Below are 8431 nucleotides of genomic sequence, written 5' to 3'. Positions count from 1 at the left end.
GCGTTCTGTATGGCGTAACTCCTCCGATCGTTCAAGGTCAGCTTCCCATAGGTGGCGAGTCAAACTCTTTTCATAGACTCGACTGTCCGTACATTCTGTGCGAAGTGCACATCCTTCACAAATGGTTGAATTGGATTTATAGAGATAGTAGCCCTCTCGGTTGAGACGGACATAGGACAAAAGATGATTATTCGGACAATGAAACGCGTTTAACCATGCGTCATACATAAAATCTCGTTTCGTGAAAAAGCCTTCTTTTCCTCGAGGCCGGGTATAAGGAAGCACCGCTTCCATCTGATTTCCCCACAGATAATGGGCAATCGCTGGCGTCTTGTAACCTGCATCCATTACCACCACTTCGGGTAGGTATTTTTGACGAAGTTTTTCCATTAAAGGGATGAGTACTTGGCTATCGTGAATGTTTCCAGGTGTTACGATTTTTTCAAGAATAAAGCCATGGCGATCACAAGTCGTGTGAAAAGAATAGGCAAACTGTTTCTCTCGTTCCCCTTTGACGTAGTATCCACTTTCGGGATCTGTTCGACTGATTTTAATTTCTTTCTCCTCGCGTTTCTCTTTCCACACAATCGGCTTTTTTCCTTCTGATTCTCGCACAAAATTAATTTCTTTTTCAAGCTCCTCTTGATAGGTACGTGTTTCTTTACGTACCACTTTTTTTATGCCATTTATTTTTATTCGCATTCGCTTTCACATGTGTCGAGTCTACAAAAGCGATTTCCGTATCCACAAAGCCTGCTTCTGAGGCTTGCTTGAGAATCCGATAAAAAATTTGTTCAAACACATCCGTTTCTGCGAAACGGCGAACATAATTCTTCCCAAAAGTTGAAAAGTGAGGAATTTTCATCGTAAAATCATAGCCTAAAAAAACCATTTGGTTTTTTATGTCAGTTCTCTCCTTAGTATAATCAAAAAAAAGACTGTAAACAAAAGTTTTTTTCACTACTTTGTCTACAGTCTGAAACATCCGGTTGGTACCGGATGTTTTTTTTATGTAAAAGTGTATACAATGTTTGTTAAATCGTACAGAAAAAGCAAAAAGAAAGTCATGATAATTTTAAGTTATATAAACCTTTAAGCGTTGCAACATCTAAGTTTCAATCAAAGAGGACAAACGATTTGCTTCAGACAAAAAGGTCGCGAATAGATTATTTAAAAATTCTTTGATAGAATCAACAAGAGAAAATGAATGTAGGTGTGGTGTAGAATGGGTTGGCTAAAAACTTTCTTCTTTGGCGACATGGAAGAAGAAAACGTAAACGAAGAAAAAAAATTTGAATACAGATGAATCTAAAACGACTTTAAAGCAAGAAATCGTGCCCGATCGATCTCGACAGGTTCGCGCTACGAAATCTAGACCAGAACGGCGAAAAGTCAAAACTAAAATTGCATATGAGTACCCAAAGGGACGTTTCCGTTTTCCGCTTATTCCAGATGAAACAGGAAGACATACATATCAAGTAAGTGATCCCTCTACTCCGCATATTGCTAAGCAAGACGTTGCTGATCAAACGACATCTGAGTCGGTAAAGAAAAAGCCGTTTATTCCAACAGAAGTTCCGTCTCCTGTATTTGCTTATCAAAATCGGCCAAGCCGTTTTGAGTTTAATCTTGATGAAAACTCAGAGCAGGCTAGCCGTTCAAAAAAAACGTATTGCATTAATTAATGAAGAAGTTGTGGTTTCTGATGGATCTATCGTTAACTCAGAAGAAACAGTTCCAGAAATTATTGCTGAGGAGAAGCCCCAACCAGAAATTACATACTCTGAAGAAACTGAAAAAAACTTGGTGGAGCATAATAGTCCAGAATCCGATCTAGAGGATATCTCCGAACCTGAAGTTACCGAGACAATTGATCCGGCGATCCAATCAAATGCATATCCTAGCACTGTTCATGAGTTTGAAACTGAAGCAGATCAGGAGGAAGCTTGTAGTACTGCTGAAGAAGATGAACAAGAAGCGCTTGAAACGATTCAAAATCAGGAACTTGCTTTTCAAACAAAAACTGAGATTCAAAAGAAAGAGTGGAAGGATACACATAAGAAAAATTCGGCGGAACGATCTGAATCACCAAAGTCGCATATTCCGTTTAACGTTTTGATGGTGAATCAAGATGTGAAAGAAAAAGATAAACCACAAAATGATCCTATGATAGAAAAGCCTTCTGCGATGGAAATATCCTCTTTTAGCGAGCAGTCGTCAAATCAGGAGGGTAATTACCATTTTCCGCCTTTATCACTCTTAAATCCGCCTGTTGTATCCAATCATGATGAAACGTGGCTTGATCAGCAAGAAGACCTTTTAAACGAAACCCTGCAAAACTTTAATGTGGAAGCGCATGTAGTCGGACGTACACAAGGTCCCGCTGTAACACGGTTTGAAGTTCAACCGCAAAAAGGAGTAAAAGTCAGCAAAATCACGAATCTAAGTGATGATATTAAACTTAGCTTAGCAGCAAAAGATATTCGAATAGAAGCGCCGATTCCTGGGAAAAGTACGGTCGGTATCGAAATTCCAAACCAAGCCAGCCGTCCCGTTATGCTTGCTGAAATCATGGGGCAGTCGATTTTCCAAGATAACCCTTCGCCGCTTACCGCTGCACTCGGTCTAGATATTTCAGGGGAAGCGATTGCGACAGATTTGCAAAAGATGCCGCACGGGTTAATTGCCGGTGCAACTGGTTCGGGTAAAAGTGTTTGTATCAACTCGCTACTTGTAAGCCTGCTTTATAAAGCTAGGCCGGATCAGCTTAAACTTTTGTTGATTGATCCGAAAATGGTAGAACTTGCGCCATATAATAAAATTCCTCATTTGGTTAGCCCTGTCATTACCGACGCCAAAGCAGCAACTGCAGCCCTTAAATGGGCAGTGACCGAAATGGAACGGCGCTATGAACTTTTTGCGCATACTGGTGTCCGAAACGTAGAGAAATATAATGAGCAGGCAGGGCACCCTGACCATTCTGGTGTTAAGCTGCCATATATTTTAATTGTGATTGATGAGCTTGCTGATTTAATGATGGTTGCTCCAAACGACGTCGAAGAATCAATTAGTCGTATCGCTCAAAAAGCACGCGCTTGCGGAATTCATATGATCGTTGCGACACAGCGACCATCTGTTGATGTTATTACAGGTTTGATCAAAGCGAATATTCCAACACGGATTTCGTTTTCCGTTTCAAGTGCGATCGATTCACGCACCATTCTCGATTCTTCTGGTGCAGAAAAACTGCTTGGAAAAGGGGACATGCTATTTTTACCAAGCGGAGTGAGCAAACCTGTCCGCTTACAAGGAACTTATGTGAGCGATGAAGAAATTGATGCGGTCGTTCGTCATGTTCGCTTGCAAGGCGACCCAGACTACTTGTTTTTAGAAGAGGATTTGGCGAAAGAAGCCGTTCGAGAGGAAGAAGATGAACTTTTTGAGGCGGCATGCGATTTTGTGATGGAGCAAAATGCCGCGTCTACTTCTCTTCTGCAACGTCACTTCCGGATCGGTTATAATCGTGCTGCACGTCTTATGGAAAGCTTAGAGCGTTACCAAATCGTATCAGCAACGAATGGGTCAAAACCGAGAGATGTGATTATTACTCGAGAACAACTCGAAAAGTTGCGCAGTGACGAGCCGGCTATTTAGTACTTATGGCATGGATGAAAAGCAACCTTAATTACAATGAAACGCTTTCTTGTAAGCTTTTTTGTGCCTTTTTCCGTGATTTAAAACAATCGTTTTTCTATTTTCATCGAAAGTGCTATAATAAACAGGTGAATTGACTTCAAATTTGGGTATAACATAAAACACGTTGTAAAAGTAAGATGATGTCTAGAAATTTGAAACATACTTTAGCTCGTTTTTAGACACCCGCTTCGAAAAGGAAAAAATGGGGGTTCAAAACAATGACAGTTTATCATTTTGTTGGAATTAAAGGCGCCGGGATGAGTGCACTTGCACAAATTTTACATGATAAAGGATTTACCGTCCAAGGCAGTGATGTTGAAAAATACTTTTTTACACAGAAAGCATTAGAAGAAAAGCAAATTCCAATTTTGCCTTTCAGCGCTGATAATATTCATGAAGGACTAACAATTATTGCAGGAAATGCTTTTCCTGATACGCATGAAGAAATCGCCAAAGCGTTTGAACTTGATTTGCCAGTTATCCGCTACCATAAATTTTTAGGTCAGCTGATTGGAGACTACACGAGCATTGCTGTGACTGGATCACACGGAAAAACTTCAACGACTGGGTTGCTTTCACATGTGCTTGAATCTATTCGACCGACGTCTTATCTAATTGGAGATGGTACAGGAAAGGGAAATAAGGACGCTGAATACTTTGCTCTAGAAGCTTGCGAGTATCAACGACATTTCTTAGCCTACAAACCAACATACGCGATTATGACAAACATTGATTGGGATCACCCAGATTACTTTAAGAGTGTTGACGATGTTTTTAATGCCTTTGAAACACTTGGCAAACAAGTGAAGAAAGCCATTATTGCTCTAGGGGATGATGCTCAGCTTCGCCGTTTGCAAGATGTAGTAGATGTCCCTGTTATTTATTATGGTTTTGGTGAAAATAATGAATACATTGCTAAGAATGTTGTTAAAAAGACAACAGGAACAACATTTGATGCTTATAATCGCGACCAGTTCATTGAAACTTTTGAAATTCCTTCTTATGGAGATCATAATGTAATGAATGCGCTAAGCGTGATTGCTTTATGTCAGGAAGAAGGTCTTGACATGGAGGAAGTGAAACGCGAATTAAAAACATTTAAAGGTGTAAAACGTCGTTTTAGCGTGACTGAAAAAGCACACCAAACTTTAGTAGATGATTATGCACATCATCCCTCAGAAATTCGCGCGACAATCAATGCGGCACGTCAAAAATATCCGGATAAAAAAGTGGTTGCAGTGTTTCAACCGCATACTTTCACACGGACCCAAGCCTTTTTACAAGGATTTGCAGACAGTTTAAATCTAGCTGATGAAGTTTATCTTTGCGATATTTTCGGATCGGCTCGTGAAAAAACAGGAAGCTTAACGATTTATGATCTGGCTCGTAAAACGAAAGGCAACCATGTGATTCAAGAACAGCACACTGAAGAGTTATTGCAATATGATGATGCTGTCATTCTGTTTATGGGTGCGGGTGATGTTCAAAAATTTCAAGCTGCTTATGAAAAAATTCTAGATAATCGTCAAGAGTATCCCGAACTAGGAGAAAAAGCTGCCTTTTAATAGGTCTAACTGATCTTGCTTGTACCAAGCAAGATCAGTTTTTTTAGTCTTTACATACCAATGATACTGTAATACAATGAAAAATATCTCTGATTTTAGGTAGGAGGACTATTAAAATGTTAAACAGACTGGCAGGGCAAGAAGCACCCGTTTTTCAATTGGAGGCAGTAATGCCCAATTTGAGCATACATACGCTTGCCCCACTTGATTTGAAGGGCTGGACAATTTTGTTGTTTTACCCAGCTGATTTTAGTTTGATTTGTCCAACAGAAATTGCAGCTTTTTCCGCCAGAATTCAGGAATTTTATGAGCGGGACACAGAACTAATTGGTATCTCAACAGATTCACTTGAAACACATCTAAAATGGATAACGGATTCAGCTAAAGATGGAGGAGTCGGCCCAGTATTATTTCCACTTGCCTCAGATAAGGAGAAAGAAGTATGTCGCAGTTACGGAGTCTTGAACGAAACGACGGGAATGTCACGCCGTGGTCTCTTTATTATTAATCCAGACGGTGTGATTGAGTACGAATCGGTACATTCTGAATTGATTTCTCGCGAAGTAAATGAAGTATTACGCATTCTAGAAATTCTACAAACGGGAGGGCTATGCCCGATTAACTAAGTTTATCTGAAAGTCTTTCGCTCTTTGCAAAGGCTTTTTTAAACGTATAAAAATTCATTTCATTTTATTTTTAACGAGTAAAATTGCTACAATAAAAAGGTAAGCATTCTTGCTGAGTGCTGCAATGACGTTTTACATATTAGCCTAAGGGGTAAAGAAACAAGAATATGGAGGTGGGAGTAAATGATTGTTATTTTATATATTGCGGCACTTGTCGCAGCAATCGCTCTTTTAGTAATCGCGATCTACTTAAGCAAAACACTGAAATCAACTTCGCAAACGATTGATGAAGTTGCTAAAACTGTTGAAAAAATGACAACAGAGCTACAAGGGATTTCAGGGGAAGCACAAAAGATGCTTGATAAAGCAAATGATTTGCTGGAAGATGTAAATGGAAAGGTAGCCAAAGTTGATCCGGTTTTTGATGCAATCGGAGATGTGGGTACTTCGATGCTTGGTCTCAGCCAATCCGTTCGCGAACTTGCAACACTCGCAACAAATAAGGTTTCGGCAAATGAGAAAAAGGTTGCGCAAGCCATTTCAATCAGCAATTCAATTCTTGCTTTTAAAGATAAGATGAAAGCAAATAAAGCAGCAAAAGAAGCAGCAAAAGAAGCGCATCAAGAAAAAACTGTTTAATTAACTTGAACTGGAGGAATGTGTTATGTCTGGAAAAGACGGATTAGATGTAAAAGATTTTATTATTGGCGGCTTGATCGGTGGAATTATCGGTTCTGTTACGGCTCTTCTACTTGCTCCAAAATCTGGGAAAGAGCTTCGCGGCGATTTGAATGATCAAGTAGGGGTGTTGAAAGAAAAAGGAACGGAATGGAAAGACATTGCTTATGAAAAAGGAATTGAAATTGGCAATGTTGCCAAAGATAAATCGGGTCAGCTAAAAGATTCTGCTAACGATTTTGTTGGCGTGGTAAAGGATAAATCACAAAACATTGCAGACTCAATTTCGAAACAAAGCAAAAATGTAAAAGATGTTGTACTTAAGAATAAAGAAGAAAATAAAGAAGCAGCTGAAAAAGCAGTTGATGCTGTGGAAAAAGATTTAGATAAGGCTTCTAAAGCGGTTAATGATGCTTCTGAAAAAGCAAAAGATGAAGTTAAGACAGCGGTCAAAGAAGGAAAAGAAGAAACAAAGAAAATCATTGAAAAATAGTAGTTTGAAAAAGCAGTGTGATCATTTCACACTGCTTTTTTTTAGTGGCTTGCATCTTACTGTTAAAAGTGTTATCATAACAATTATACTTTCCGCTTTAGCGCTTAAAAGCGATTAAGTGGAAAAGAAACAATGACAAAATCCTAGTTATCCTCTATAATGAGAAATAAATTGTCAATACGAAAGAAGAAGGGCGGAAGTATGGTGAACAATAATCTGGATGAGCTTCGTAATCAAGTAGATCAGCTGAACATTGAGCTGCTTGAAGTGATTAACAAGCGTGCTAACTTAGTACAAGAGATTGGTAAATTAAAAGGAGTACAAGGATCGTTACGATTTGATCCCGTGCGCGAAAGAGAAATGCTTAACAAAATTGTTAGCGCAAATAATGGACCATTTGAGGATTCCACGATCGAGCATTTATTCAAAGAAATCTTTAAAGCGGGGCTTGAGCTCCAAGAAGAAGATCATTCTAAAGCGCTGCTCGTATCGCGAAAAAATAAACAGGAAGACACCGTTGTTTCAGTAAACGGACTTCCGATCGGCAAGGGTGAACCTGTTTTCGTCTTTGGGCCTTGTTCAGTTGAGTCTTATGATCAAGTTGCACAAGTAGCAGGTTCGATCCGAGCAAAAGGATTGAAACTAATCCGCGGCGGAGCTTTTAAACCGCGTACAAGTCCTTATGACTTCCAAGGTTTAGGAGTTCCAGGGTTAAAAATTCTTAAACAAATTTCGGATGAATACGGCTTAGGCGTGATCAGTGAAATTGTCACTCCAGCTGATATTGAAACAGCTCTTGATTATGTGGATGTCATTCAAATCGGTGCCCGTAACATGCAAAACTTCGAATTGCTAAAAGAAGCAGGACGTGTGAATAAACCGATTCTTTTAAAACGCGGATTAGCAGCGACCATTGAAGAGTTCATCGGTGCAGCTGAATACATCATGTCGCAAGGAAACGGACAAATTATTCTATGTGAACGGGGTATCCGAACCTACGAAAAAGCAACGCGTAACACACTTGATATTTCTGCAGTTCCGATCCTAAAAAAAGAGACCCATCTTCCAGTTATGGTTGATGTGACACACTCTACGGGTCGAAAGGATCTATTGCTTCCATGTGCAAAAGCGGCACTTGCAGTTGGGGCTGATGGCGTTATGGCTGAAGTACATCCAGATCCAGCCGTTGCACTTTCCGATGCTGCCCAACAAATGAATTTACCTGAGTTCGATGCTTTTTGGGAAGAAATTTTAGCTTCCAATCTATTACAGTTAGCTAAAAAATAGATTTATTGAAACAGATCAATGTAGATTGGTCTGTTTTTCTTTAACGAAATTCAGAAAGCGATTTCATAGTGAAAAGCGTATGAAAT

7 protein-coding genes and 1 pseudogene are annotated in these 8431 nt (G+C 39.5%); 7 read left to right on the top strand and 1 reads right to left on the bottom strand.

Going from position 1 to position 8431, the window contains the following annotated elements:
• A pseudogene (locus tag MFLO_RS03725) lies at nucleotides 1–886 on the bottom strand (transposase); the annotation flags it as partial.
• A 406-nt stretch (nucleotides 887–1292) separates the two neighbouring features.
• Here MFLO_RS03725 and MFLO_RS14520 point away from each other — a divergent pair.
• From MFLO_RS14520 to MFLO_RS03690, 7 genes are all read left to right on the top strand, one after another.
• Nucleotides 1293–1685: a hypothetical protein gene (locus MFLO_RS14520; protein ID WP_051993485.1), complete on the top strand. Its 393-nt coding sequence runs from the start codon at nucleotides 1293–1295 to the stop codon at nucleotides 1683–1685.
• Between the two features lie 433 nt (nucleotides 1686–2118).
• Nucleotides 2119–3654, top strand: a complete 1536-nt coding sequence (locus MFLO_RS03715) for a DNA translocase FtsK (protein WP_077913149.1) — start codon at nucleotides 2119–2121, stop codon at nucleotides 3652–3654.
• Nucleotides 3655–3914: 260 nt separating this feature from the next.
• Nucleotides 3915–5261, top strand: a complete 1347-nt coding sequence (murC, locus tag MFLO_RS03710) for a UDP-N-acetylmuramate--L-alanine ligase (RefSeq protein WP_036096464.1) — start codon at nucleotides 3915–3917, stop codon at nucleotides 5259–5261.
• Between the two features lie 116 nt (nucleotides 5262–5377).
• The gene (locus MFLO_RS03705; protein ID WP_036096462.1) at nucleotides 5378–5887 is read left to right on the top strand and encodes a peroxiredoxin; all 510 of its coding nucleotides are present in this window, start codon (nucleotides 5378–5380) and stop codon (nucleotides 5885–5887) included.
• Between the two features lie 183 nt (nucleotides 5888–6070).
• The gene (locus MFLO_RS03700) at nucleotides 6071–6526 is read left to right on the top strand and encodes a DUF948 domain-containing protein (RefSeq protein ID WP_036096461.1); all 456 of its coding nucleotides are present in this window, start codon (nucleotides 6071–6073) and stop codon (nucleotides 6524–6526) included.
• 25 nt (nucleotides 6527–6551) lie between these two features.
• Nucleotides 6552–7058, top strand: coding sequence for a YtxH domain-containing protein (locus MFLO_RS03695; protein WP_036096459.1), 507 nt, complete (start codon nucleotides 6552–6554; stop codon nucleotides 7056–7058).
• A gap of 201 nt (nucleotides 7059–7259) precedes the next feature.
• Nucleotides 7260–8345, top strand: a complete 1086-nt coding sequence (locus MFLO_RS03690) for a bifunctional 3-deoxy-7-phosphoheptulonate synthase/chorismate mutase (protein ID WP_036096457.1) — start codon at nucleotides 7260–7262, stop codon at nucleotides 8343–8345.
• The last annotated feature ends 86 nt before the right edge of the window (nucleotides 8346–8431 follow it).

It is taken from the genome of Listeria floridensis FSL S10-1187 (assembly GCF_000525875.1).
Lineage (GTDB): Bacteria > Bacillota > Bacilli > Lactobacillales > Listeriaceae > Listeria > Listeria floridensis.
Note: the sequence above shows the minus strand (reverse complement) of the source record. Positions and strands in the feature narration are given on the sequence as shown.

Bases quoted from the DNA above. Each gene is read 5' to 3' on its own strand.
- MFLO_RS03705 (WP_036096462.1), top strand. From the start codon at position 5,378: ATGTTAAACAGACTGGCAGGGCAAGAAGCACCCGTTTTTCAATTGGAG.
- MFLO_RS03700 (WP_036096461.1), top strand. From the start codon at position 6,071: ATGATTGTTATTTTATATATTGCGGCACTTGTCGCAGCAATCGCTCTT.
- MFLO_RS03695 (WP_036096459.1), top strand. From the start codon at position 6,552: ATGTCTGGAAAAGACGGATTAGATGTAAAAGATTTTATTATTGGCGGC.
- MFLO_RS03715 (WP_077913149.1), top strand. From the start codon at position 2,119: ATGGTGAATCAAGATGTGAAAGAAAAAGATAAACCACAAAATGATCCT.
- murC (WP_036096464.1), top strand. From the start codon at position 3,915: ATGACAGTTTATCATTTTGTTGGAATTAAAGGCGCCGGGATGAGTGCA.
- MFLO_RS03690 (WP_036096457.1), top strand. From the start codon at position 7,260: ATGGTGAACAATAATCTGGATGAGCTTCGTAATCAAGTAGATCAGCTG.